Origin of the sequence: Ruminococcus turbiniformis (assembly GCF_020687545.1) — a bacterium.
GTDB lineage: Bacteria > Bacillota > Clostridia > Lachnospirales > Lachnospiraceae > Mediterraneibacter > Mediterraneibacter turbiniformis.
The window spans coordinates 1-25,303 of record NZ_JAJEQX010000029.1 but is presented as its reverse complement, the minus strand read 5'-3'; the positions used below and the strand labels follow the sequence as shown (position 1 = coordinate 25,303).

At 51.1% G+C, this 25,303-nt stretch carries 26 protein-coding genes and 3 pseudogenes; 26 read left to right on the top strand and 3 right to left on the bottom strand.

Translation table 11 applies throughout. From position 1 onward, the window contains the following. The first annotated feature begins 139 nt into the window (after positions 1-139). The 9 genes from LKD70_RS14175 (at position 140) to LKD70_RS14135 (ending at position 5,479) form a co-directional block, all read left to right on the top strand. On the top strand, positions 140-784 hold the full coding sequence (locus tag LKD70_RS14175) for a hypothetical protein (RefSeq protein WP_227708580.1): 645 nt from the start codon (positions 140-142) through the stop codon (positions 782-784). Between the two features lie 263 nt (positions 785-1,047). After that, a complete protein-coding gene (locus LKD70_RS14170; protein ID WP_227708579.1) occupies positions 1,048-1,428 on the top strand; it encodes a pentapeptide repeat-containing protein in 381 nt (126 codons plus the stop codon). 149 nt (positions 1,429-1,577) lie between these two features. After that, complete coding sequence (locus LKD70_RS14165; RefSeq protein ID WP_227708578.1) at positions 1,578-2,399, top strand: ParA family protein; 822 nt, start codon at positions 1,578-1,580, stop codon at positions 2,397-2,399. Next, positions 2,356-3,291: a ParB/RepB/Spo0J family partition protein gene (locus tag LKD70_RS14160; protein WP_169319137.1), complete on the top strand. Its 936-nt coding sequence runs from the start codon at positions 2,356-2,358 to the stop codon at positions 3,289-3,291. Before LKD70_RS14165 ends, LKD70_RS14160 begins: the two co-directional genes overlap by 44 nt. Before the next feature lie 12 nt (positions 3,292-3,303). Beyond that, positions 3,304-3,576 (top strand): DUF5720 family protein, encoded by a 273-nt coding sequence (locus tag LKD70_RS14155; RefSeq protein ID WP_227708577.1) that lies wholly within the window; start codon positions 3,304-3,306, stop codon positions 3,574-3,576. 33 nt (positions 3,577-3,609) lie between these two features. After that, positions 3,610-3,801 carry a hypothetical protein gene (locus LKD70_RS14150; protein WP_441468230.1) on the top strand — a complete coding sequence of 64 codons (192 nt, stop codon included), beginning with the start codon at positions 3,610-3,612 and terminating at the stop codon, positions 3,799-3,801. Positions 3,802-3,870: 69 nt separating this feature from the next. Then, a complete protein-coding gene (locus tag LKD70_RS14145) occupies positions 3,871-4,764 on the top strand; it encodes a DUF6017 domain-containing protein (RefSeq protein WP_227708575.1) in 894 nt (297 codons plus the stop codon). A 48-nt stretch (positions 4,765-4,812) separates the two neighbouring features. Continuing rightward, on the top strand, positions 4,813-5,175 hold the full coding sequence (locus LKD70_RS14140; RefSeq protein ID WP_227708574.1) for a DUF7768 domain-containing protein: 363 nt from the start codon (positions 4,813-4,815) through the stop codon (positions 5,173-5,175). Continuing rightward, entirely contained in the window at positions 5,168-5,479 is a 312-nt protein-coding gene (locus tag LKD70_RS14135) for a DUF5720 family protein (protein ID WP_227708573.1), read from the top strand. Before LKD70_RS14140 ends, LKD70_RS14135 begins: the two co-directional genes overlap by 8 nt. Positions 5,480-5,693: 214 nt before the next feature. Here LKD70_RS14135 and LKD70_RS14130 read toward each other — a convergent pair whose 3' ends face one another. Then, a complete protein-coding gene (locus LKD70_RS14130) occupies positions 5,694-6,902 on the bottom strand; it encodes an IS110 family RNA-guided transposase (protein ID WP_227708572.1) in 1,209 nt (402 codons plus the stop codon). A 288-nt stretch (positions 6,903-7,190) separates the two neighbouring features. On the opposite strand from LKD70_RS14130, the gene LKD70_RS14125 reads away from it, so the two are divergent. Then, positions 7,191-7,691, top strand: coding sequence for a PcfB family protein (locus LKD70_RS14125; RefSeq protein WP_227708571.1), 501 nt, complete (start codon positions 7,191-7,193; stop codon positions 7,689-7,691). After that, positions 7,688-9,517, top strand: coding sequence for a VirD4-like conjugal transfer protein, CD1115 family (locus LKD70_RS14120; RefSeq protein ID WP_227708570.1), 1,830 nt, complete (start codon positions 7,688-7,690; stop codon positions 9,515-9,517). Before LKD70_RS14125 ends, LKD70_RS14120 begins: the two co-directional genes overlap by 4 nt. Positions 9,518-9,663: 146 nt before the next feature. Here LKD70_RS14120 and LKD70_RS14115 read toward each other — a convergent pair whose 3' ends face one another. Next, positions 9,664-10,872 (bottom strand): IS110-like element ISEnfa110 family transposase, encoded by a 1,209-nt coding sequence (locus LKD70_RS14115; protein WP_002382856.1) that lies wholly within the window; start codon positions 10,870-10,872, stop codon positions 9,664-9,666. Positions 10,873-11,343: 471 nt separating this feature from the next. On the opposite strand from LKD70_RS14115, the pseudogene LKD70_RS14110 reads away from it, so the two are divergent. From LKD70_RS14110 to LKD70_RS14050, 12 genes and pseudogenes are all read left to right on the top strand, one after another. Then, positions 11,344-11,472, top strand: a pseudogene (locus tag LKD70_RS14110) (Maff2 family mobile element protein); the annotation flags it as partial. Positions 11,473-11,859: 387 nt separating this feature from the next. Continuing rightward, positions 11,860-13,779: a TetM/TetW/TetO/TetS family tetracycline resistance ribosomal protection protein gene (tet, locus tag LKD70_RS14105; protein WP_070087585.1), complete on the top strand. Its 1,920-nt coding sequence runs from the start codon at positions 11,860-11,862 to the stop codon at positions 13,777-13,779. Positions 13,780-13,969: 190 nt separating this feature from the next. After that, the gene (locus LKD70_RS14100; RefSeq protein ID WP_070087584.1) at positions 13,970-14,836 is read left to right on the top strand and encodes an AraC family transcriptional regulator; all 867 of its coding nucleotides are present in this window, start codon (positions 13,970-13,972) and stop codon (positions 14,834-14,836) included. Between the two features lie 579 nt (positions 14,837-15,415). Further along, on the top strand, positions 15,416-16,234 hold the full coding sequence (locus LKD70_RS14090; RefSeq protein WP_070087583.1) for a TrmH family RNA methyltransferase: 819 nt from the start codon (positions 15,416-15,418) through the stop codon (positions 16,232-16,234). A gap of 252 nt (positions 16,235-16,486) precedes the next feature. Then, positions 16,487-16,909 (top strand): RNA polymerase sigma factor, encoded by a 423-nt coding sequence (locus LKD70_RS14085; protein ID WP_070087582.1) that lies wholly within the window; start codon positions 16,487-16,489, stop codon positions 16,907-16,909. Continuing rightward, positions 16,902-17,099, top strand: coding sequence for a helix-turn-helix domain-containing protein (locus tag LKD70_RS14080; RefSeq protein WP_070087581.1), 198 nt, complete (start codon positions 16,902-16,904; stop codon positions 17,097-17,099). The genes LKD70_RS14085 and LKD70_RS14080 overlap by 8 nt, the downstream gene beginning before the upstream one ends. 616 nt (positions 17,100-17,715) lie before the next feature. Further along, on the top strand, positions 17,716-18,114 hold the full coding sequence (locus LKD70_RS14075) for a plasmid mobilization protein (RefSeq protein WP_227708569.1): 399 nt from the start codon (positions 17,716-17,718) through the stop codon (positions 18,112-18,114). Further along, positions 18,086-19,711 carry a relaxase/mobilization nuclease domain-containing protein gene (locus LKD70_RS14070; RefSeq protein ID WP_227708568.1) on the top strand — a complete coding sequence of 542 codons (1,626 nt, stop codon included), beginning with the start codon at positions 18,086-18,088 and terminating at the stop codon, positions 19,709-19,711. Before LKD70_RS14075 ends, LKD70_RS14070 begins: the two co-directional genes overlap by 29 nt. Continuing rightward, entirely contained in the window at positions 19,701-20,087 is a 387-nt protein-coding gene (locus LKD70_RS14065; RefSeq protein WP_227708567.1) for a cysteine-rich VLP domain-containing protein, read from the top strand. Before LKD70_RS14070 ends, LKD70_RS14065 begins: the two co-directional genes overlap by 11 nt. Positions 20,088-20,159: 72 nt before the next feature. Beyond that, a complete protein-coding gene (locus LKD70_RS14060) occupies positions 20,160-20,954 on the top strand; it encodes a replication initiator protein A (RefSeq protein ID WP_227708566.1) in 795 nt (264 codons plus the stop codon). Then, the gene (locus tag LKD70_RS14055; RefSeq protein WP_227708565.1) at positions 20,951-21,793 is read left to right on the top strand and encodes an ATP-binding protein; all 843 of its coding nucleotides are present in this window, start codon (positions 20,951-20,953) and stop codon (positions 21,791-21,793) included. The genes LKD70_RS14060 and LKD70_RS14055 overlap by 4 nt, the downstream gene beginning before the upstream one ends. A 14-nt stretch (positions 21,794-21,807) precedes the next feature. Further along, entirely contained in the window at positions 21,808-22,002 is a 195-nt protein-coding gene (locus LKD70_RS14050) for a transposon-encoded TnpW family protein (protein WP_079697851.1), read from the top strand. Positions 22,003-22,070: 68 nt separating this feature from the next. Here LKD70_RS14050 and LKD70_RS14045 read toward each other — a convergent pair whose 3' ends face one another. Further along, positions 22,071-22,490, bottom strand: a complete 420-nt coding sequence (locus tag LKD70_RS14045) for a nuclear transport factor 2 family protein (RefSeq protein WP_227708564.1) — start codon at positions 22,488-22,490, stop codon at positions 22,071-22,073. Between the two features lie 223 nt (positions 22,491-22,713). Between LKD70_RS14045 and LKD70_RS14040 the strand changes: the two genes are divergently transcribed. From LKD70_RS14040 to LKD70_RS14030, 3 genes and pseudogenes are all read left to right on the top strand, one after another. Then, complete coding sequence (locus tag LKD70_RS14040; RefSeq protein WP_117504545.1) at positions 22,714-24,333, top strand: recombinase family protein; 1,620 nt, start codon at positions 22,714-22,716, stop codon at positions 24,331-24,333. Positions 24,334-24,422: 89 nt separating this feature from the next. Next, a pseudogene (locus LKD70_RS18830) lies at positions 24,423-24,518 on the top strand (Maff2 family mobile element protein); the annotation flags it as partial. Positions 24,519-24,588: 70 nt separating this feature from the next. Further along, positions 24,589-25,227, top strand: a pseudogene (locus LKD70_RS14030) (VirB6/TrbL-like conjugal transfer protein, CD1112 family); the annotation flags it as partial. Positions 25,228-25,303: the final 76 nt, after the last annotated feature.

Genomic DNA, 25,303 nt, shown 5'->3' with positions numbered 1-25,303 from the left:
TCGTCTTATATAATAGCAGAAAAAAAGATTATCAAGTTTATTTTCAGTTGTTTCCGTTTCCCCTTTTCCGATCACATTCAATAATTTTCACATGAAGATTTTCTCATATTTTTCCAAAAGAAAATAGGAGGTATCTGATATGGCAACAGCAACGGAAAAACTGAAAAAACGGTTTGCGGGAAAGAAACTCATCACCACGCAGTTACGAAGTAACGGGGAATACAGGATTGATGACAAGAAACAGCTGGATCATTTTATCAATTATTCCTCAATCCTCACCAGACTGATTCAGGAAGCGGGGACAGTCACAACATCTTATGCTTCTGACCTGTTTATCTCATGGGAAAGTTTTCTGGAGGAAGTAGAGAAGAAAATGGCTACCATGGCTGATTTTGAATACACCACATTCCTGGGCTTCAGGCAGCGGGGTGTAGACGGCCCGGAGTATATTGAAGCGAGGCTTTCCAATCCTGAAACGTATGGGAACCCATATTTATCGATTTTCCAGTTAGATCTTGTCGCATTCTATGAGGCAGACATGTATGACGGATCCTATGAGATTGTTATGACTTTGAGCCAAGTATTTCAGCAAAAACCTATTGCCCCTATATACGAGGCTCTCTCATTGGTGGGAGACAGGACAGCGGTATATCTGCTGCCGGCAGATGGCTTTTCCAACCGTTACAGGATAGCGCGCTATAATGGTGAAGACCACGCCAAAATAAAGGAGCGGGCTGAAATAGAGTTCTACTGTATCGACCCGAAAACAATTGTAAAAGGCTGATTGCAGAAGCAGGGACCATTTATGGCCCCTGTTTTTTCGCCTTTCCGGGAGATCAGAGGTACAATACAAAAGTATTCCATATTTAAGAAAAGAAGATCAGACGTATGTACAAAATATGATTCCGCTCTGAAGAACTTCTGCCGCGTAAAAAAAATTAATTTTTTATTTTGGTTTTTATCATAGTACAAAAACCATATGCTTCTCCACTTTTTTTTAAGTGGAATTCCTCCATATTTTTTTAAATAAAAAAGGAGGACACTTATATGAATCACCAGGAATTAAGAAAAACTTTGCACTTGGACTCCTTGGCAGGAGCCAATCTTAGCAACATGGACCTTTGCGGAGTAGATTTCAGCGGGGCAGATATGCGTGGAGCCAATTTATCATTATGCAACTTAAAAAATGCCCGGTTTCACGAGGCTTTCATGTATGGTGTTAATTTCTCTGATGCCGATCTGACAGGAGCAGATCTACGGGCACGCATGGATTTGCCCTTACGGTATAATTACGACAAACCGGAAAAGCCCCGTAGAATCAAGGGTTTTGAGGTTTTCAGTCTGGTTTTTTCATCCTTTTCCAAACCGAAAAATCATACTGAAATAAGTCGAATTATAGGGGGTGTTTCATTAACGACAAATGAATAGCAGAAAGGAACTCAAAGCCTTTTGATTTCAAGCACAGTAGAATATTGGATTTAGGCGAAGCCGTCACTTGTTTCGAGTGGCGGCTTTTGTCATTTCCAGGACTGCTGTGCAGGCACATGACAACACCAATCAGAAATGAGGTGAAGTCATTGAACACGCAAATTATCGCCATCGCCAACCAGAAAGGCGGCGTTGGCAAGACAACCACCTGCGCGAACCTGGGGATTGGGCTGGCGCAGGCCGGGAAGAAAGTTCTGCTGATCGACGGGGACCCGCAAGGCAGCCTGACCATCAGCCTGGGCCATCCCCAGCCGGACAAGCTGCCCTTTACCCTGTCCGACGCAATGGGCCGTATCCTGATGGACGAGCCGCTGCGCCCCGGCGAAGGTATCCTGCACCACCCGGAGGGCGTTGACCTGATGCCCGCCGACATCCAGCTCTCCGGCATGGAGGTCTCCCTGGTGAACGCCATGAGCCGTGAGACCATCCTGCGGCAGTATCTGGACACGCTCAAGGGACAGTATTCCCATATCCTGATTGACTGCCAGCCTTCCCTGGGTATGCTCACGGTCAATGCCCTGGCCGCCGCCAACAGGGTCATAATCCCCGTCCAGGCGGAGTACCTGCCTGCCAAGGGCTTGGAACAGCTGCTCCAAACCGTAAACAAGGTGAAGCGGCAGATCAACCCCAAGCTCCAGATCGACGGTATCCTGCTGACGATGGTGGACAACCGTACCAACTTTGCCAAAGAGATCGCTGCCCTGCTGCGGGAGACCTACGGCAGCAAAATCAAGGTGTTCGGCACCGAGATTCCCCATTCTGTCCGGGCCAAGGAAATCAGCGCCGAGGGCAAGAGCATTTTTTCCCATGACCCCAATGGCAAGGTGGCCGAGGGGTATAAAAATCTGACCCAGGAGGTGATAAAACTTGAAAAGCAGCGCGAAAAAAGTAGAGCTGGCTCCATACGATGACTTGTTTTCCACCGAGGAAAGCCGCCAGGACGCCAAGCTGGAAAAAGTACGGGAAATCCCGCTGTCTGAGCTGCATCCTTTCAAGAACCACCCCTTCAAAGTCAAGGATGACGAGGCCATGATGGAGACCGCCGACAGTGTTCGGCAGTACGGTGTTCTGGTTCCGGCGATTGCCCGCCCGGACCCGGAGGGCGGCTATGAGCTGGTGGCCGGTCACAGGCGGCACCGGGCCAGTGAGCTGGCCGAGAAAGAAACCATGCCGGTCATTGTTCGGGATCTGGACGATGATGCCGCCACCATCATCATGGTGGACAGCAACTTGCAGCGGGAAAGCCTGCTCCCCAGCGAGAGGGCCTTTGCCTACAAGATGAAGCTGGAGGCCATGAAGCACCAAGGTGAGCGCATGGATTTAACTTGTTCCCAAGTTGGGAACAAGTCTGCTGGAAAGAAGTCCAGCGAGCTTTTGGCTGAACAGGTCGGCCAGAGTAAAAATCAGATTTTCCGCTATATCCGCCTGACGGAGCTGATCCCCGAACTGCTGGATATGGTAGATGAAAAGAAAATCGCCCTCAACCCGGCTTACGAGCTGTCTTTCCTCAAAAAAGAGGAACAGCGGGACTTGCTGGACGCGATGGACAGCGAACAGGCGACCCCTTCTCTTTCCCAGGCCCAGCGGCTCAAGAAATACAGCCAGGAGGGGCATTTGACCCTCGATATGATGCGCGTCATCATGGGCGAGGAAAAGAAAAGCGATCTCGACAAAGTAACCCTCTCTGCCGACATCCTGCGGAAGTATTTTCCCAAGAGCTACACGCCCCAGCGGATGCAGGAGACCATCATCAAGCTGCTGGAGGGATGGCAGAAGAAGCGCCAGAGAGACCAGGAACGATGAAAGGAGCCGCCTATGAGGGATATTTCAGCCCGTGAGCTGAAAGGACACAATATTCTCGCCGTGGAGCGTTTTCAGGACAACACTCGCTGGATGATCGAGTTTTCCATTCTGCGTCCCTGTTCCTACGGCAGCCCCGGCGATGAAATGCGGCTGTTTCTTACCGAGGACGGGTATCAGGCCGCCCTCGTAAGCCAGAAGCGCCGGGAAATCAAAATTAAGCGGTATGCCCGTGTGATCGAGGGCCATGTCCTCGACTTCAAGCCGGATAAGCGCCGCCACTCGTAAACCTGCCACTACCACGAAAGGAAAGGAATGAATATGTGTACTGTCCAGAGCATCAAGGATGCTATCCGGGAAAACTGCCAGTCTCTGTATGACATGGAATCCACCGACATTGACCGGGTTTTGCAGACCCTCCCGTTTTCGGGGCGTGAATCGTTGTTCGACCAGCCGCCGCTGCCCAAGCGTCCCTACCGGCCCCGGAAGAACACGAAAACCAAGAACAGCTGAACGCCACAGTCTTTTTCACGAAAGATTGTGGCTTTTTTCATGCCCTGAGAACAGGAAGGAGTGAAGTCAATGGCGGTCTTTCGGATTGAAAGAACCCGCGACTATACGGTAATGAGTAATCATCACCTGCGGAACCATGAATTGTCGCTGAAGGCCAAGGGGCTGCTTTCCATGATGTTATCCCTGCCTGATGACTGGAACTATACTACCCGTGGACTTGCGAAAATCTGCAAGGAGGGCGTTGACGCCATCGGTAATGCACTGCGGGAGTTGGAAACCGCCGGTTACATCGTGCGGAACCAGCTGCGGGACCAACAAGGCCGGATCAGCGACACCGAGTATGTGATTTATGAGCAACCCCAGCCCCGGCAGCCAGAAACGCCTGGGCCGGATACGGCTGTACCAGATACGGCTTCACCAGATACGGAAAACCCGTATCTGGATAAACCGGATACGGAAAAGCCCGCAGAATTAAATATAGAGAAACCAAATACCCAAAAACAAAATACTCATGGATCAAGTACCGATTCCATTCCCTTCCGGGAAACAGCGGCAGCACAGCTGCCGGAACGGAAAGGAAGGGATGCGATGTCTGTCTCAGAGATGGAAAGTTATCGGGATTTGATTCTGGAGAACATCGAGTATGACCACCTGTGCCGGGAGTTTACCACCTACCGGGAGGACTTGGACGAGATTGTGGAGCTGATGGTGGAGACCGTCTGCGCCAAGCGGAAAACCACCCGGATCGCTGGCAGCGACTTCCCCCATGAGGTGGTCCGCTCCCGTTTTTTGAAGCTGGATTGCTCCCATATCGAGTTTGTCATGGAATGCCTGCGGAACAATACCACCGAAATCCGCAACATGAAGCAGTATCTGCTTGCGGTGCTGTTCAACGCGCCGACCACGATCAGCAATCACTACACCGCACAAGTCAACCACGATATGTACGCAGGCGGCTGGTAAACAGCCGCTTTTCTGCTGCCCGGACACATCGGGAGAAAGGATTTTGCTATGAAACGACCCCTTGCTTACATTACGGCTTCCTGGAGCAACAGCCAGTATGAGAACGCCGAGAACGCTGCGGCCTACTGCCGTCAGGTGTACGACGCCGGGTATTCGCCCATCTGCCCGGTGCTGTTCCTGCCCACCTTCCTCAAGGACGAGATTCCCCAGGAACACAAGGACGGGCTGGATATGGCGCGGGACTACCTGCGCCGGTCCCATGTGCTGGTGGTCTGCGGCCACGGCATCGACGAGACCGTGAAGAATGACATCGCCACCGCCGAGCGCCTGCGGATCACCGCCACCACCCTGGACGGCATCCTGACCGTGAAGGGCCAGGGGCGCGGGAAAGGAGGCGCACGCCATGCCTGAGCGTAAGACCGTGGGCCAGCTGATGGAGGAAATGCGCCTCAAAGCCGGGGCGCAGAACTACCACGGCCATGAGTACATGGATTTGGAGCGGTTTGCCGAGGACACCCGGCACATGATTATCTTCGATGTGCTGACCCACGATTCGCCGGTGGGCTGGAAAGGCGAACGGACCCGCCTGTTTCTGACGGAGGCCGGATACCAGAAAAGCCTGGAGAACCAGGAAAAGGGCCACATCAAGATTCTCAGCCATGCCAAGGTGCGCCAGGGCCATCTGTACTATGACCGCCCCGACCAGCTGCGCTGAAAGGAGCCTGCCATGCTGAAATACCTGCTGCGGCGGCTGGTGGTCCCGCCTTAGTATCAAGCGCCACCCCTGCAAAATCCGTGGAAAGACCTGCTAACAAAAGTCAAGTAGAAATTTCAGGTTTTGGGAGCAGCGAAAAAGGCAACACAAAATCAAGCCGCTGAGCAACTCAAAATCGAAACGGCGGCCCGCCAGATGGTATAGCGCAGGGAAATCAGTCGTGTTCCAGGGAATCCAAATAGGCTTTCACAGAAGCGTAGTAGATACGCAAGAACTTGTTGGCGGATGCCATCATGTAGACACGGTATGGCTTGCCCTCAGAGCGTTTCTTGTTCATGAACTGGTAGACCGGCTCATCGATTGGAGCGCATTGCAGGAGGACGCCCATCACCAGGAAAAGTGTCCTGCGCAGTGAGGCAGATCCCCTCTTGGAAATGCTGCGGCTGCGGACATCTATTTGGCCAGATTGGTAGGGCGGGGCGTCAATGCCTGCAAAGGCCACCAGCGCTTTCTTGGAATGAAAACGGCGCACATCGCCAATTTCAGCTATGAGTTGGGGGCCGAGTGTAGGGCCAACACCAAACATTCCCATCACTACAGGATACTCCGGCAGAGAAGCTGCCAGAGACTGCATCTCCTGCTTGAGAGCAGCTAATGCGGCGGAAGTTGTCTGGAGTTGGGAAATGGCCTGTTCTACCAAAAGTTTTGCCGTATTTGTTTTCGGCATGACACCGAAGCGTCCACAGGCAGAGGCATAAATATCCAACGCCTTATCTTGGCTGAAATTGTAGCCGTGCTTTCTGCACCACTTCTGGTACTTGGCGGTAAAGGCTTTCTTAGACAGACCACAGACACACTCGCAATGCCAAAAAGTGGCGACAAAGTCCACCCACTTCTCACTGCCATCGGCGCGGGGCGGACTGGTAAACAGGCGGTTTGCGTCTGGGAAAGCGGTGTCCAGCAGGGAGATCAGGTTGTTTTTCAGCATGGTCTGTACTTTGGAATACTGCTGGTACTGCCGGTAACAGGTCTTCAGCATGAGCCGGGTGTCCTCTTCCGGAACATATCTCGGAAGTGTGAGCCAGTGGTCAAGGCCGTAGTTGGCCAGCTTCACGGCATCCTTCTTGTCGGTCTTGCCCCGTCTTAAACTGTTGTTCCCGTAGTCGTGCACCAGCATTGCATTGACTACGGAGACATAAAACCCCGCGCCGTGGAGCAGCCAGGCCACCGGCGCATGGTAATTGCCCGTGGATTCCATCACCACACGGGTCTCACCGTCCAGGCTTTTGAGCAGCCTTGCCAACTTGCTCAGTTCACTGGCGGTGTGGCACACTTCAAAGGGTGAAACCACTACCTCTCCAAAGGGCCGCATGACTGCAATCGTGCTCTTGCCCTTGGAAACATCGATGCCAACGCAGTTCATTCACATTCCTCCAATATCAAGAATCCGCAACCGGAAATCCATCTTTTCTCGCTGCCGATTCAATCTATTGGGTGACACGAACTCTCCGGTATCCGGTGGCTCAACCTGCTCAAATCGAACGCTGCAACAAGAGGATGGCTAACAGTCTTTCCAACGGACATAAAAGCCCAAGGAGGCAAGGGTCAGCCAGTTGCTCCTCTTATTGTAGCTTAGGCACGAGATGGAGGGAAAGCCGGACTGGCTGCCCGGCTTTCCTGTCCAAATTTATTGTAATAGGAGGCGAGAAAAATGCAGGAGGAAGTGGAAAACAGGACTTTGACGCTGGTAGTCAGCGGAACAAAGTTTACCGGGCGGCTGCTGAAAGCCGCCATCACCAAGTACCTTGCCCACCGCAAGGAAAAGAAGCTGCAAAAGCAGAAAAGCCGGGATACCCCCGTGATTCCCCACGGCAAGCAGACGGTGAAGCAGCTGATCGGCCAAAACCAGGGCGTTTCCAACATCGAGATCACCGACCCCTCCATCAAGGAGTTTGAAAAGATCGCCCGGAAGTACGGCGTGGACTATGCGGTGAAGAAAGACCGCAGTAGCTCCCCGCCCAAGTACCTGATTTTCTTCAAGGGCCGGGATGCGGATGCCCTGACCGCTGCCTTTACCGAGTACACCGGCAAAAAGGTCAGGAAGGCGGAGAAATCCGAGCGCCCGTCCGTGCTGGCAAAGCTGAACCAGTTCAAAGAGCTGGTGAAACACGCCGTCGTGGACCGGAACAAGCGGAAGGAGCTGGAACGATGAAAAAGCAGCTGGACATCAAGAAACTCCTTTTGCTGAATATGCCGTATATCCTGATGGGGCTGTTCGCCACCAACTTCGGGGAGGCGTGGCGGATGGCCGTAGGTGCGGACGCTTCGGCAAAAATGCTCTCGTTCTTCTCTACGCTGCCGGTGGCGCTGGCCAGCTGGTGGCCCAGCCTGCACCCCCTGGACCTGCTGGTGGGCCTGTGCTGTGGCGCTGGCCTGCGGCTGGCGGTCTATCTCAAAAGCAAGAACGCCAAGAAGTATCGCCACGGCATGGAGTACGGGTCCGCACGATGGGGAACCCATGAGGACATCGCGCCCTACATCGACCCGGTATTCCAGAACAATGTGATTCTGACCAAAACCGAGAGCCTAACCATGAACAGCCGCCCGAAAGACCCTAAAACTGCCAGAAATAAAAATGTTCTGGTAATCGGCGGCTCCGGTTCCGGTAAGACCCGGTTCTGGTTGAAGCCCAACCTGATGCAGATGCACTCGTCCTATGTGGTCACAGACCCCAAAGGCACCATCCTGGTGGAGTGCGGAAAAATGCTCCAGCGCGGCACCCCCAAGCTGGGCAAGGACGGCAAGCCCATGAAGGATAAGCGCGGCAAGGTCATCTATGAGCCGTACCGGATCAAAGTCCTCAACACCATCAACTTCAAAAAAAGTATGCACTACAACCCTTTTTCGTATATCCACAGCGAGAAAGACATTTTGAAGCTGGTCACCACGCTGATCGCCAATACCAAGGGCGAGGGCAAGGCCGGGGACGATTTCTGGGTCAAGGCGGAAACGCTTTTGTACTGCGCCCTCATCGGGTATATCCACTATGAGGCCCCGGTGGAGGAACAGAATTTCTCCACCCTCATCGAGTTCATCAACGCGATGGAGGTCCGGGAGGATGACGAGGAGTTCAAGAATCCGGTGGACCTGATGTTTGACGCGCTGGAGGCGGAGAAGCCTAACCACTTCGCCGTCCGCCAGTACAAGAAGTACAAGCTGGCTGCGGGCAAAACCGCAAAATCCATTCTGATTTCCTGCGGCGCGCGTCTTGCCGTGTTCGATATTGCGGAACTGCGGGAGGTCACTTCCTACGACGAGCTGGAGCTGGACACCCTGGGAGACCAAAAAACCGCCCTGTTCCTCATTATGAGCGACACGGACGATAGCTTTAACTTCCTGATCTCCATGTGCTACACCCAGCTGTTCAATCTGCTCTGCGAAAAAGCGGACGATGTGTACGGAGGGCGGCTGCCGGTTCATGTGCGCTGTCTCATTGACGAGTGCGCCAACATCGGCCAGATTCCCAAGCTGGAGAAATTGGTCGCCACCATCCGCAGCCGTGAGATTTCCGCCTGCCTGGTGCTGCAAGCACAGTCCCAGCTGAAAGCCATCTACAAGGACAACGCCGATACCATCATCGGCAACATGGATACCTCCATCTTCCTGGGCGGCAAGGAGCCGACCACCCTCAAGGAGCTGGCCGCCGTGCTGGGCAAGGAGACCATCGACACCTACAACACCGGGGAGAGCCGTGGGCGGGAAACCTCCCACTTTCTCAACTACCAGAAGCTCGGCAAAGAGCTTATGAGCCAGGATGAACTGGCCGTCATGGACGGCGGCAAGTGCATCCTCCAGCTGCGTGGTGTGCGTCCTTTCCTCTCGGACAAGTACGACATCACCAAGCACCCCAATTACCCGTACACCGCCGACGCGGACCCCAAGAACGCCTTTGACATCGAGGCGTTCCTGTCCACCCGGCTCAAGCTCAAACCCAACGAGGTCTACGATGTGTACGAAGTAGACGCAGAGGGCGCTTAAATCTGTTCCGCTGTGAAAGACCTGCTAATAAAAGTCAAGTAGAAATTTCAGATTTTTAGGGAGGCGAAAAAATGCAATACAAAATCAAGCCGCTGAGCATCTCAAAATTAAAACGGCGGCCAGCCAGATGGTATAGAGTGTAAAAATCAGTCGTGCTCCAGGGATTCCAAGTAGGCTTTCACAGAAGCGTAGTAGATGCGCAGGAACTTGTTGGCAGAGGCCATCATGTAGACACGATATGGCTTGCCTTCAGAGCGTTTCTTGTCCATGAACTGGTACACCGGCTCGTCTATTGGAGCACATTGCAGGATGACGCTCATCACCAGAAAGAGCGTCCTGCGCAGTGAGGCAGATCCTCGCTTGGAAATGCTACGGCTACGGACATCTATTTGACCGGATTGGTAGGGCGGGGCGTCAATACCCGCAAAGGCAACCAACGCTTTTTTGGAATGAAAACGGCGTACATCGCCAATTTCAGCCAGGAGTTGAGGGCCGAGGGTTGGGCCAACACCAAACATCCCCATCACTACAGGATACTCCGGCAGAGAAGCTGCCAGGGATTGCATCTCCTGTTTGAGAGCAGCTAACGCGGAAGAAGTTGTCTGGAGTTGAGAAATGGCCTGTTCTACCAAAAGTTTTGCCGTATCCGTTTTCGGTATGACACCGAAGTGTCTGCAAGCAGAGGCATAAATATCCAGCGCCTTATCCTCGCTGAAATTGTAGCCGTGCTTTCTGCACCACTTCTGGTATTGGGTAGTAAAGGCCTTCTCAGACCGGCCACAAACGCACTCGCAATGCCAAAAAGTAGCGACAAAGTCCACCCACTTCTCGCTGCCATCGGCGCGGGGCGGACTGGTAAACAAGCGATTTGCGTCTGGGAAGGTGGTGTCCAGCAGGGAGATCAGGTTATTCTTCAGCATGGTCTGAACTTTGGAATACTGTTGGTACTGCCGGTAGCAGATTTTCAGCATGAGTCGGGTATCCTCCTCCGGGATATATCTCGGCAATGTGAGCCAGTGGTCAAGACCGTAGTTGGCCAGCTTTACGGCATCCTTTTTGTCGGTTTTGGCCCGTCTTAAACTGTTGTTTCCGTAGTCATGCACCAGCATTGCATTGACTACCGAGACATAAAGGCCCGCGTCGTGGAGCAGCCAGGCCACCGGAGCATGGTAATTACCCGTGGATTCCATCACCACACGGGTCTCGCCGTCCAGGCTTTTGAGCAGTCCTGCCAGCTCGCTCAGTTCATTGGCGGTGTGACGTACTTCAAAGGGTGAAACCACTACCTCTCCGAAGGGCCGCATGACTGCAATCATGCTCTTACCCTTGGAAACATCGATGCCAACGCAGTTCATTCACATTCCTCCAATACAAAGAATCTGCAACCGGAATCCATCTTTTCTCGCTGCCGATTCAATCTATTGTGTGACACGAACTCTCCGACATCCGGTGGTTCAACCTGCTTAAATCGAACGCTGCAACGAGAGGATGGCTAACAGTCTTTCACACGGACATACAAGCCCAAGGAGTGATTGGTCAGCCAGTTGCTCCTCTCATTGTAGCTTAGGCACGAGATGGAGGGAAAGCCGGACTGGCTGTCCGGCTTTCCTGTCCAAATTTATTGTAATAGGAGTGATCGTATCTATCCGCCTCAACCGCCCCGGATGGGGCCATCGGCGTACAAAGCGGACAATCACCAAAAAATAATGAAAAAAGGAGGACAGCCGGAATCAGGCCCCGGAAACCGGGTGCCGATTGTTCCGGCTTTTGTATGCCTATGAATGACTAAATCAAACTTTTCAAATGATTCCGGCTAACTATAATTTATGGCATTTTTCAATCAGGCTATCACCGTTCTTCAGACCCTCGTTATCGCTCTGGGCGCTGGTCTCGGCATCTGGGGTGTCATCAACCTGCTGGAAGGTTACGGCAACGACAACCCCGGTGCGAATGCTCATGTGTCATAAAGAAACACACAAGAGATTGATAGACAGCAGCCTACTATTCCGTAAATTTTGTTTCAGGACTTTCTTTTTCAATGCCGATATGCTATAATATTTCTATTCCAAGTAAGGAGTTAAAAATATGCGGCAAGGTATTCTTAATTAACTATAATCAAATAGTGGGAACAAAGAATTGTAACCGTCCCTTGCAAGGGGCTTAGTTTTTTGTACCCTTTTTAAGAATACTTTTGCCTTATATATTTGACATATCAAAAGAGCGACCGCTGCTTGCAGTGCGTTGTATGTATGTGTATGTCTATTCGCTATATCCCCAGCGGTAAAAGTATTTTGCTGCTGGGGATTTTTATGCCCTTTGGGGGCTGAATGGAGGACAAACACATGAAAATAATCAATATCGGCATTCTTGCTCATGTAGACGCAGGAAAAACGACTTTGACAGAAAGCCTGCTCTATACCAGCGGAGCCGTTCCGGAATTAGGGAGTGTAGATAAGGGAACAACGCGGACAGACACCATGCTGTTGGAACGCCAGCGTGGGATTACCATTCAAACGGCCGTCACTTCTTTCGGCTGGAAGAATTATAAGATCAATATTGTCGATACCCCCGGCCATATGGACTTTTTGGCGGAAGTATATCGCTCACTTGCTGTTCTTGACGGAGCAATTTTAGTAGTTTCCGCAAAGGACGGCGTGCAGGCACAAACACGGGTACTGTTCCATGCGCTCCAGAAAATGAAAATCCCAACGATTATTTTTGTAAATAAGATAGACCAGGAGGGCATTGACTTACAGAGCGTTTATCAAAATATCAGAGAAAAACTTTCTGATGATGTCATGGTTATGCAAGATGTTTCGCTCACTCCGGAAGTGTCTCTGACAGACATTGAGGATATAGAAAAATGGGATTCTATTATTGCTGGAAATGATGAACTTTTGGAAAAATATATTGCGGGGGAACCTTTGAAAATACAAGATTTACAGAGGGAGAAATGCAGAAGAATGCAAAACGGTTCCCTGTTTCCTATTTATCATGGGAGTGCAAAGAACAATATCGGAACTGAAAAGCTGATTGAAGTGATTGCAGAAACATTTACTTCTGGTGCGGACAACGATCAATCCGAGCTATGCGGAAGCGTTTTTAAAATCGAGTACACAGACCAGAAAAAGCGGCTCGTTTATTTGCGGTTATACAGCGGGACACTTCATTTACGGGATACGATTCTCCTGCCCCAAAATCAAAAACTAAAAATCACAGAAATGAGGATTCCGTCAAACGGAGAGATTATACCGGCGGACACAGCCTGTTGCGGAGAAATTGTTATTTTGACCAATGACACTCTGAAGCTGAATGATACTCTCGGAAATGTAGAACTTTTGCCGCGCAAGGCATGGGAAAAAAATCCGATTCCTTTGCTTCGGACGACGGTGGAGCCGCAAAATCAGGAACAAAGAGACCTCCTGCTGAATGCCCTGACGGAAATTGCAGATACAGATCCGCTGTTGCATTACTATGTGGATACGATAACGCATGAAATCATCATTTCTTTTTTAGGAAAAGTCCAGTTAGAGGTTGTATGCTCTCTGTTAGTAGAGCGATACCATGTGAACATAAATGTGAAAGAACCTACGGTCATTTATCTGGAAAGGCCATTAAAAACAGCCAGTTACACGATTCATATTGAAGTGCCGCCGAATCCGTTTTGGGCATCCATTGGCTTAACTGTAACGCCACTTCCTGCCGGAAGTGGAACCCGGTTTAAAAGCAAAGTATCTCTCGGCTATTTAAACCAAAGTTTTCAAAATGCCGTTATGGAAGGGGTGCGTTATGGAATGGAGCAAGGCTTATACGGTTGGGAAGTGACAGATTGTGAAATTTGTTTTGACTATGGAGTTTATTACAGTCCAGTTAGTACCCCCGCAGATTTTCGTTCCCTTGCTCCTATCGTGTTAGAACAGGCATTGAAAAGAGCAGGAACACAATTATTGGAACCATACCTTTCCTTTACCCTTTTTGCACCGCAGGAATATATTTCACGGGCTTATAATGACGCACCGAAGTATTGTGCAGTGATTGAATCAACCTTGCTTAAAAATGATGAAGTTATTTTTACGGGAGAAATCCCCGCCCGCTGCATCGGCGAATATAGGAATGATTTAAATTTTTATACAAATGGGAGAAGCGTCTGCCTTACCGAATTAAAAGGGTACCAAGAAATTTCCGGGGAGCCTGTATTGCAGCCACGCCGTCCTAACAGCCGTTTAGATAAGGTTCGGCATATGTTTCAGAAAATAACGTAATATTTTGTGCGTTATCACGGATAAAAATCTTTGAATATAAGGAGAGTCTATGTTAGTTTTGTTTTCAAGTCGGTTTTGTGTAAACTTATATTGAGCAAACGGCCTTTATTTATAACCCGACTAATTTTGTATGCTAATGTCGAGCATATCTTTCTAAATTGTGATATTCCTATTCGGAAGGAGGGGCAATGTGTTAAAGAAATTGAATGACGCGATGGACTATATTGAAGCGCACCTGGAGGACGAGTTTTTACTTGAGAAGATTTCTGAGCATATAAATGTTTCAGATTATCATTTTAGAAAAATATTTTTTGCGCTTACCAATATGACGCTGAATGAGTATGTAAAAAACAGACGACTTTCAGAAGCTAACAAAGAATTGTTGCAGGGGGCGCAGGTAACAGATGTCGCTTATCAATATGGGTATCAATCCGTAGACGGATTTACACGTGCCTTTAAAAAATGGAGCGGTATCTTACCGTCACAAGTCGCAAAGTTGAAACAATGTAAATCATGCCAAAAGTTACAATTTGTTGTAACTATGAAGGGAGGAACTTTAATGGAATATAAAATTGTTGAAAAACCTGCTTTTACGTTTGCAGGTGTAAGTAAACGAGTGCCGTTACAATATGAGGGAGTAAACAACGCTATTTTGGAACTGGCACAAAGCATAACACAGGAACAGAAAGAAGAAATGCACCGGTTGCAAAACATTGAGCCATATGAAACTGTAAATGTTTCCTATGAATCAGATACGAACTTTCTTGAAGAAGCTGGTGAATTAACGCATTTAATTGGAGTTTTAACAACTAAAAATGACATTAGCAGTAATCTGGACACATTTCCTGTTAAAGCTCATACGTGGGCGGTTTTTCCAAATGAAGGAATCTTCCCGTTTACTTTGCAGGATACAATGGCAAGAATCTACTCCGAATGGTTTATGACGGCAGATTATGAACTGGCAGAGCCGTTTTCTTTCTCTTTTACAAAAATGGACGACAAAAAGCCCAACTACGCATACAGTGAAATTTGGATTCCAGTAACAAAAAAAGAATAAGCAATTACACTCAAATAGGAAAGCCAGCCGAGCCAGCGGGCAGTCAAGATAAACGGCGCATATGCGCCGCTGTTGACAGCCCCGCCCGCCTTTGCTGGTAGGCAATCAAGGGGCGACAGCAAGGGGTGCTGCCGCCCTCTGATATTATAAATGAAACCCGTCAACCATACAACGCCCTATGTGGGAGAAAGGGGGAATCATCTATGCCTTGCACAGAAGCATACAAAGAACACATCATGTACACGTTCAATGGCTTTGCAAGACCGTCATACACTATGCGGCTATCAACGCATGGCGTGACAGGAGCAGACGGCGGCAAAAAGAAATATCCCTTGAATACCTCACAGAAGAAAAGTTTTACCCTTTAGGCACAACAGACGAATATTTTGAAGCACCCCATGAAGAACACCCTATAACGATATGCGGTCAGGCAGTTATCCTCACCAATGGAAAACTTGCCGCCGTCCTGTTATCCCTGCCACAGAAAAACCGGGAAATCATTTTCCCTTATTTTTTCAAAAATGGGCTTACAATGGGTGAAAAATTCGAAAACCAAAGTATGATGAGGCAGGTATTGAAATGAAAGTTGTTTCTATATTGAATAAAAATAATGATTACCAGAGATTTGAAGTATTGAAGCATAATCGAAATAAAAGATATAAATATAATCAATTTATTGTTGAAGGCGTAAGAAGTTTAAATGAAGCGGTTAAAAATAACTGGAAGATTATTTCTTTTATTTATGACAAGAATAATCTGTCAGGCTGGGCAAAACATATGATAGAAACAGTAAAAACAGAAGTCAATTATACTCTTACGGCACAGTTGCTAAAGGAATTAAGTGGAAAAGAAGAAACTTCTGAATTATTGGCTATTATTGAAATGAGGGAAGACAGGTTAGAAAATGTTGCGTTATCTTCCAATCCATTTATTGTGTTATTTGACAGGCCCTCTAATAAAGGAAATTTAGGTACGATGATACGTTCATGTGATGCGTTGGGAGTAGATATGTTGATAATTACTGGACATGCGGTTGATTTGTATGAGCCTGATGTAATTGTTTCGGCGATGGGTTCTTTTTTCAATCTTCCGGTGATTCGAATCATTCACAATGAGGATTTATATAAATTCGTTGAAAGCCTTAGAATAAAATACCCTGGCTTTAAGATCATAGGCACAACAGCCCACCACGAAAAGCCTATCTATCATGAGGACTTGAAAACCCCGGTTATGTTAATGATGGGAAATGAAACCATGGGATTAAATAAGGCATTTAAGGAATATTGTGATGTTTTATGTACGATTCCTATGGCTGAAGATTCCTATGCCAGTTCTTTCAATGTCAGTTGTGCTGCATCTATAATGATGTATGAAATAGTAAGACAACGAATGAATTAGACAGCATAACCCTTTTGAGAGTGAGCCAGAGAAAAGGGAGGAGCAGGCGTTCTACCTCAAAAGTCTGCAAATAAAAAAAGAATAAGCAATTACACTCAAATGGCAAAGCCAGCCGAGCCAGTCAACAGTCAAGATGAACGGCGCATATGCGCCGCCGTTGACAGCCCCGCCCGCCTTTGCAGATAGGCAATCAAGGGGCGACAGCAAGGAGTGCTGCCGCCCCGCACTATTATTCAGAGAGGGGGAATTTCCATGACCGAAGATGAAGCCTACAAAGTGCATATCCAGTACACATTCAATGCCTTTTGCAAGATTGTCATTCGTCACGCAGCCATAGATATAATCTTAAAGCTGCGCCGGAGGTGGGAACGGGAAGTTTCTCTTGACTATCTGATGAATGAGAAGTTTGTCCAGCTTGCCGAACCGGAGCAGCTTGAAGAATATCTTTTTACCGCCTGCGGCCAGACCGCCGTTCTGTACCATGCGGAACTTGCCGCCGCCCTTGCCCTCTTGCCGGAGCAGACACAGGAAGAGATTTTCCGTTACTATTTCCTGCGCCAGCCGCAGCGAGTGATCGGCGTACATATTGGCCGGACACGCAGCACAGCGGGGCGGCATATCCAGCTTGCCTTGCAGCGGCTACGGCGGCTCATGGAGGGAAAAGACCATGAGTAAACTTCTCCCCTATGAAACAATCGTCAAAGCCCATGAGGGCGACCCGGACGCAATCGACACCGTCCTTTCCCACTATGCCGGATATATCCGCTACTTTTCCAAAGTACACGGTCAGGTTAACGCCGAGGTTGAGGAATATGTGAAGCAGCAGCTAATCTCCGCACTATTCAAGTTTCGCTTTGACCGATAAGCCCCAAAACTGAATACCAGCCGCCCACCAGCGGCCAGTGAAAGCAGTAAGTCTGAAAAAGATTTGCTGCTTTTTTTGTTGTCCATTTGGCAAAATCGCAAAGTCACCCGTAGTAGGTAGGTGAAGCCAGAAAAAGCTGCCTGCTCCGTTTGGCAAATTTCAAAACGCAGTGTTGTAGGGAGTGAAAGGAAAAATTCTCTGCCCCGTAGGTTGCCAAAATCCTGTTTCCCGGATTACTAAGGCAAAAGAAAATTTGAAAAATCCCCGGACAGCGGGTAGCTGGCGGCCTTTTGAATGTATCTTTGGCGAAAGAAAAAAAAGACCGCGCACAGCGGGCTGAAAGCCCCGCCCCGTTCGCTCTATGTACGGAAAAGCCCGGACAGGGGCAGTCTGCGGCTTACTAAGAGCAAGTTTCTACCACGGTGCCAAAATCCGCAATTCTGCGGTTTTGCCCCTCGCGGGAAACTTGTTGGGGAGTGCCTTCCCCAAACCCTGCTATGCGGCTTGCGCCGCAAAAAAGATTTCCGTCCGGCGAAAAGTTTTTCTCTCTTTCGCCCCGGAAATGGCTAACAGATAAGAGCATTTTTTGTGATAAGTGAAAGGAGGTTTACAGCCCATGCCGAAGCGATACAACACGCCCCACCGCAGCCGGGTTGTGAAAACCCGGCTGTCCGAAGATGAATACGCCAACTTCACAGCGCGGCTTGCGCCCTATGGTATCAGCCAGTCGGAATTTCTCCGGCAGGCGATACGGCGGGCGACCATACGCCCCGTTATCCATGTGTCGGCGGTCAATGACGAACTGCTCTCCGCTGTCGGAAAGCTGGCCGCCGAGTACGGCAGGATCGGCGGCAACCTTAATCAGATTGCCCGGTATCTGAACGAGTACGGCGCACCCTACAATGCGCTGTCCGGCGAGGTACGCGCCGCCATAGCCGACCTTGCCGCCCTCAAGTATGAAGTCCTCAAGAAAGTAGGTGACGCAGTTGGCAACACTCAAGCATATCAACTCTAAAAACGCCGACTACGGAGCCGCCGAGCAATACCTGATTTTTGAGCATGACGAGTTCACTATGAAGCCCGTCCTTGATGAAACCGGCAGGCTTATCCCCCGCGAGGACTACCGGCTGTCCACACTGAACTGCGGCGGCGAGGATTTTGCCGTTGCGTGTATGCGGGCAAATCTCCGCTATGGGAAGAACCAGCGGCGGGAAGATGTGAAAAGCCACCACTATATCATCAGCTTTGACCCACGGGACGGCCCGGACAATGGCTTGACCGTAGACCGGGCGCAGGAATTGGGTGAGAAGTTTTGCGCCGAGCATTTCCCCGGCCACCAAGCCCTTGTATGCACCCACCCGGACGGGCATAACCACAGCGGCAATATCCATGTGCATATCGTCATTAACAGCCTGCGGATAGAGGAAGTCCCGTTCCTGCCCTACATGGACAGGCCAGCCGACACGAAAGCCGGTTGCAAGCACCGCTGTACCGACGCTGCCTTGCGCTACTTCAAGTCCGAAGTCATGGAAATGTGCCACCGGGAGGGGCTTTACCAAATCGACCTCTTGAACGGCAGCAAGAACCGCGTCACAGACCGGGAGTATTGGGCGCAGAAAAAGGGACAGGCCGCGCTGGACAAGCAGAACGCCCCCATGATTGCAGACGGTATCACGCCCCGGCAGACCAAGTTTGAAACGAACAAGGAGAAGCTGCGGCAGACCATACGCGCCGCGCTGTCTGCGGCGACCTCATTCGAGGACTTTTCCTCTCTGCTGCTGCGGGAGGGCGTGGCCGTCAAGGAGAGCCGGGGGCGGCTATCCTATCTCACGCGGGACAGGACAAAGCCCATTACCGCCCGAAAGCTGGGTGACGACTTTGACCGCGCCGCTGTCTTTGCCGTTTTGGAGCAGAACGCCGCCAGAGCCACAGAAAAGGCCGCAGCCATACCCGAATACCCCCGGCATGGGGAAACCGGCATACAGCCCACAAAAGCCCCACAAACCGCCCCGAAACAGGACGGTGTGCAGCGGCTTGTTGACATTGAGCAGAAACTGGCCGAGGGCAAAGGCCGGGGCTATGAACGCTGGGCGACCATGCACAACCTCAAACAAATGGCCGCGACGCTGAATGTGTATCAGGAATACGGCTTTACTTCCCCGGAGCAGTTAGAAGCCGCCGTTGATACCGCCTATCAGGAAATGCGCCAGACCAGCGGCGAACTGAAAGCACTGGAAACCAAGCTACAAGGGAAAAAGGAGTTGCAGCGACAGGTACTTGCCTACGCCAAGACCAAGCCCGCCCGCGACGGGCTGAGAGCGCAGAAATCCGAGAAAGCCCGCGCCGCCTACCGGCAGACAAACGAGAGCGATTTTATCATAGCCGAAGCCGCCGCCCGGTATTTCAAGGCGCATGGCATTACCAAGCTGCCCGCCCGGAAAGCGTTGCAGGCCGAGATCGAGCAGCTTATTTCCGAGAAAGACGGCCTGTATAACACCTACCACGAACAGAAACAGCGGTTCAAGGAGTTGCAGACCGTCAAGCGGAACATCGACCAGATTTTGCGCCGGGAGGAAGCCCACCGCAGAAAGGAGCAGAGCCATGAGCGATAAGTTACCGAGAATGGACTACCGCCAGCACCGGCGGGCGCGGCGGCTGGTGCATGAATGCTGTAACTACGACGGGGGGAACTGCCTGCTGTTAGACGACGGGGAGCCTTGCGTGTGCGTCCAGAGCATTTCCCTTTCCCTCATGTGCCGCTGGTTCCATGTGGCTGTCCTGCCCCTTGACGGGGAACTGGCCGCAGCCCTTTTGTACCGGGGGAGCCGGAAACGGTGTGCGGTCTGCGGGGCGGCATTTGTCCCCAAATCCAACCGGGGGAAATACTGCCCCGACTGCGCCGCCAGAGTACGCCGCCGCAAAGAAGCCGAGCGACAGCGCAAACGCTACCACCTTTCTACGCATTTAGGGGCTGTCAAACCCTTGTAAATCAAGGGTTTTTTGCCCGCCCTCAACGGGGGCTTGATACATTTATCCTTTTCCCCCGGAAACGGCGTTCTAATGCGTGACAAACCGCCAAAATCAACCCAAACACAGGGAGGTGATACTATCGCTGATTATATCATGGCAGACACGCCGCTGCCTATCTATCTGCCCTACCCCCGTTTCCTGCTGAAAATGGAGATTTCCCAGACCGCCAAGCTGCTGTATTCGCTGCTGTTAGACCGTTCCACACTCTCCCAGAAGAACAAGTGGCAGGACGATGAGGGCAGGATATATATTATCTATCCAATCGCGGAGATAGCCGAAATACTGGATAAAGGCAGCACCACCATAAAGGGTGCGCTGAATGAACTGGACATGGCGGGGCTGCTGGAACGGGAACGGGGCGGCTTCTCCGCACCAAACCGGCTATATGTGAAAGTGCCGCGAGTACCACAGGTACAGTTTTCCGACCAACTGATGGCCGGAAATCCGACCCTCATAGAGCCGGAAAACCGTCCTACTGATGGTCAGAAAACCGACCTTATGATGGTCGGAAAACCGTCCCCTAACCAAACTACTATAAACAACCTTACAGAGAGCCAAACAAAGGGAGTGAGTGGGGAGCCGCCCGCGCCCTATGGCCGATACCAGAATATTTTTCTGTCACAGACCGAATACGACGAGTTGCAGGTAGAATACCCCGACAGGCTGGAACGGTTTATCGAGGAGATGAGCCGCTACCTTGCCGCCAACGGGAAAAGTTATCAGAACTATGCCGCTGCCCTGCGGATATGGGCGGGGAACGACAAAAAGGGCGCCCCGAAAAAGGGCATACCAGACTACTCATGCAAGGAGGGCGAGAGTTTATGAAGAACGAAATCAACGCTGTTTTGGAGAATATGACGACTGCCACCCCGGAGCCGGAGGACTACACCGGCGAGGACGGTTTACTGTACTGCGGCAAGTGCCGCAAGCCGAAAGAAGCCTATTTTGCGCCGGATAAGGCCGCTATCTTTGGCCGTGACCGCCACCCGGCAGAGTGCGACTGTCAGAGAGCCGCCCGCGAGGAACGGGAGGCCGCCGAGAAGCGGCGCAGGCACCTTGACACCGTGGAGGAACTGAAACGCCGGGGCTTTACCGACCCCACCATGCGGGACTGGACTTTTGAGAACGACAACGGCAGGAACCCGCAGGCCGGGATTGCCCGCCGGTATGTGGAACACTGGGAGGATATGCGAGCCGACAATATCGGCTGCCTGTTCTGGGGCGGCGTGGGAACCGGGAAAAGCTACCTTGCGGGCTGTATCGCAAACGCCCTCATGGAGAAAGAAATCCCCGTCCACATGACGAACTTTGCCCTTATCCTCAACGACCTTGCCGCCAGCTTTGAGAACCGCAACGAATACATTTCCCGCCTTTGCCGCTACCCGCTGCTTATCCTTGACGACTTCGGCATGGAGCGCGGCACCGAGTACGGATTGGAACAGGTTTTCAATGTGATTGACAGCCGTTACCGCAGCGGCAAGCCGCTGATCGTCACGACCAACCTCACGCTGGACGACCTGCGGAACCCGGATGACACCGCCCATTCCCGGATTTATGACCGCCTGCTTTCTATGTGCGTCCCGGTACGCTTTACCGGCGACAACTTCCGGCAGGAAACCGCGCAGCGGAAAATGGAGAGCATGAAGAAACTGATTACCGACTGAAAGGAGTATTGCCTATGGCAGATAACAAGCAGCACGACACCCGCACCGCCCGCCGCCCCGACTGCGTGACGGAAATTCGCATGGGCAATTCCGTCCTTGTCGTGTCCGGCTATTTCAAGAAAGACACCACCACAACCGCCGCCGACAAAATGGCGCGGGTACTGGAAGCGGAAGCCGCTGCTACACAGGAGCCAACTTATCCGGCGTGAGCCGGGGCATGGAAAAAGCGGCCACGCCGGAGAGCGTGGCCGTGAAAATAGACTGCTAAACACAGATTTTAGAACCACGGAGAAGTTTCGCCATTAAATTGTGGAACGGAGCCATTTTGATAAGGGTCATAGTTATTGATGTTGCAGCCGAACTCTTTGAGAAACAAGATTTTATCATCACTTGTCCATTCAATAAGGGAGACTCCGTCAAATGCTTCAACCTTCCCATCATTCATCTGATTTTTGAAGTACCATTCAACCATAGTTTGATTTTCTTTGTGAAAGAACTGCTTTATATCCCATTGAAGAACAGTGCCGCGGGTATTCCATTCGTCAAACCAAAGTTTGATTTTTGCAGAGCCGTGATATTCCGGCCCCCAACTTTCGATGTAGACGGCATTATCTGAAAACATCTCAGATATACCCAAATCTTTCTTTTGCAGCCACATATCAAACCAACGGCGAATGACTATTTCACGAGTTTTCATAACAAACCTCTTTTCATTGTGGAATTATAGAGAAGTATATCATAAACCATTCAATGCGGCTACTGTCAATCTGATATAGTCGTTAGCTGCTACACAAAAATCGGCAATTTGACAAACCATAAAGAAGCAGATTTTACACTTTTACCGCTATACAGCCCCCGCTATTCCGTGGTACAATAAAGCTACGGAATAGTGGGGCTGGCTGTCGGAAACGGAGGATTTTATGTTAAGACAAGCCACCCAAAACCTCATTACCGCCCTTTATCCGAGATTGTCCCATGAGGACGAGTTGCAAGGCGAGAGCAATTCCATATCGAACCAGAAAAGGATTTTGGAAACCTACGCAAAGCAGAACGGCTTTACCAATCTGCGCTGGTACACCGACGACGGCTTCTCCGGCGCGAACTTCCAGCGCCCCGGTTTTCAAGCCATGCTTGCAGACATTGAAGCCGGGAAAGTGGGTACGGTCATAGTCAAGGACATGAGCCGGTTAGGGCGAAACTACTTGCAGGTAGGGTTTTACACGGAAATGCTGTTCCCCCAAAAGGGAGTGCGTTTTATCGCTGTCAACGACAATGTGGACAGCGCAAACGGCGGCATGGACAACGATTTTACCCCTCTGCGAAATCTGTTCAACGAATGGCTGGTGAGAGATACGAGCAAGAAAATCAAGGCAGTAAAACGAGCAAAAGGCATGAGTGGAAAGCCTGTTACCAGCAAGCCGGTATATGGCTACCTCATGGACGAAGACGAGAACTATCTCGTTGACGAGGAAACCGCGCCGGTTGTCCAGCAGATATACCAGCTTTGCCTTGCCGGGAATGGCCCGACCAAGATTGCCCGTATGCTTACGGAGCAGCAAATCCCCACGCCGGGGACGCTGGAATACCGCAGGACGGGCAGCACACGCCGCTACCACCCCGGCTATGAGTGCAAATGGGCGACGAACACCGTCGTTCATATCCTCGAAAACCGGGAGTACACCGGCTGTCTGGTAAACTTCAAGACGGAGAAGCCCTCTTACAAGGTCAAGCACAGTGTAGAGAACCCCGTGGAGAAGCAGGCTGTTTTTGAGAACCACCATGAGCCTATCATAGACCGGGAAACATGGGAGCGCGTGCAGGAGTTACGCAAGCAGCGCAAACGCCCGAACCGCTATGATGAAGTGGGACTGTTCTCCGGTATGCTGTTCTGCGCCGACTGCGGCCATGTGATGTACCAGCAGCGGTATCAGAACAAGAACCGCAAGCAGGACTGTTACATCTGCGGCAGCTACAAGAAGCGAACCCGCGACTGTACGGCGCACTTTATCCGCACCGACCTGTTGACCGCCGGTGTCCTCTCCAATCTCCGGCAAGTGACCGAGTATGCCGCCAAGCATGAGAGCCGCTTTGTGAAGCTGCTTATCCAGCAGAACGAGATCGGCGGCAAGAGAAAGACCGCCGCAGCCACCAAGCAGCTTGAACAGGCACAGGAGCGCATTGCCGAAGTGAGCCGCATTATCAAGCGGCTGTATGAGGACAATGTGAACGGCAAAATCAGCGACGAGCGTTTCATGGAACTGTCGGCAGACTATGAGCAGGAACAGCGGGAACTGAAAGACCGCGCCGCCGCTTTGCAGGCCGAACTGGACAAGTCGCAGGCCGCCACCGTCAACGCGGAAAAGTTTATGGGTATCGTCCGAAAGCACCTTGCCTTTGAGGAACTTACCCCCACCCTCTTGCGGGAGATGATTGAGAAAATCGTCGTGCATGAGTGCAGTTATGACGAGAACGGCACCCGCAGGCAGGACATTGAGATTTATTACAGCTTTGTCGGCAAGATTGACTTGCCCGAAGCCTAACGCCCGACCTATCCGACACAATGGCCAAGTGCCGGATAGGAACGGCAAAATTTTTTACACTTCTATTGCTTCTTTATCGCACATCAATAAAAAGCCAGGGCATGAAACAGCTGATGGCCGGCGCGGGCGTCGCCATCGTTGGCATGGTCCTCGTACCGCTGCTGTCCGGCCTGTTCACCGTCTGATCGTACCCCGCTGAAATCCTCGTCCCCTCCCGCGCACAGCGGGAGGGGCTGAAAGGAGGTTTGACACCGTATGGATTTCTTATTGGATGCCCTGACCAACTGGCTGAAAGAGATGCTGGTGGGCGGCATCATGGGAAACTTAACGGGGATGTTCGACAGTGTGAACCAGCAGGTCGCGGACATCGCCACGCAGGTGGGCCAGACCCCGCAGGGGTGGAACGGCAGCATTTTCAGTATGATCCAGAACCTTTCCAACTCCATCATGGTGCCGATTGCTGGCGTGATCCTGGCCATCGTGATGACGCTGGAGCTGATCCAGATGATTACCGACCGCAACAACCTGCATGATGTGGACACCTGGATGATCTTCAAATGGGTGTTCAAGTCCGCCGCCGCGATTTTGCTCGTCACCAACACCTGGAACCTCGTCATGGCCGTGTTCGATATGGCCCAAAGCGTGGTGGCCCAGGCGTCCGGCATCATCGGCTCGGACGCTTCCATCGACATCTCCGCTGTTATGACCGATATGGAGTCCCGGCTGATGGATATGGACCTGGGGCCGCTGTTCGGCCTGTGGTTCCAGTCGCTCTTTATCGGCATTACCATGTGGGCGCTGTATATCTGCATTTTCATCGTGATTTATGGCCGTACGATCGAAATTTACCGCGCGTCCAGAAGCGCCGCTTTTCATCCAAAGGCGGTGTGCGGGCATTTTGGGAACCCGGCTTTAGCAAGCCGGTAAAGAAAAGTATCAAAGACGTGAAAAGCGTCACTTTAGCGTCATC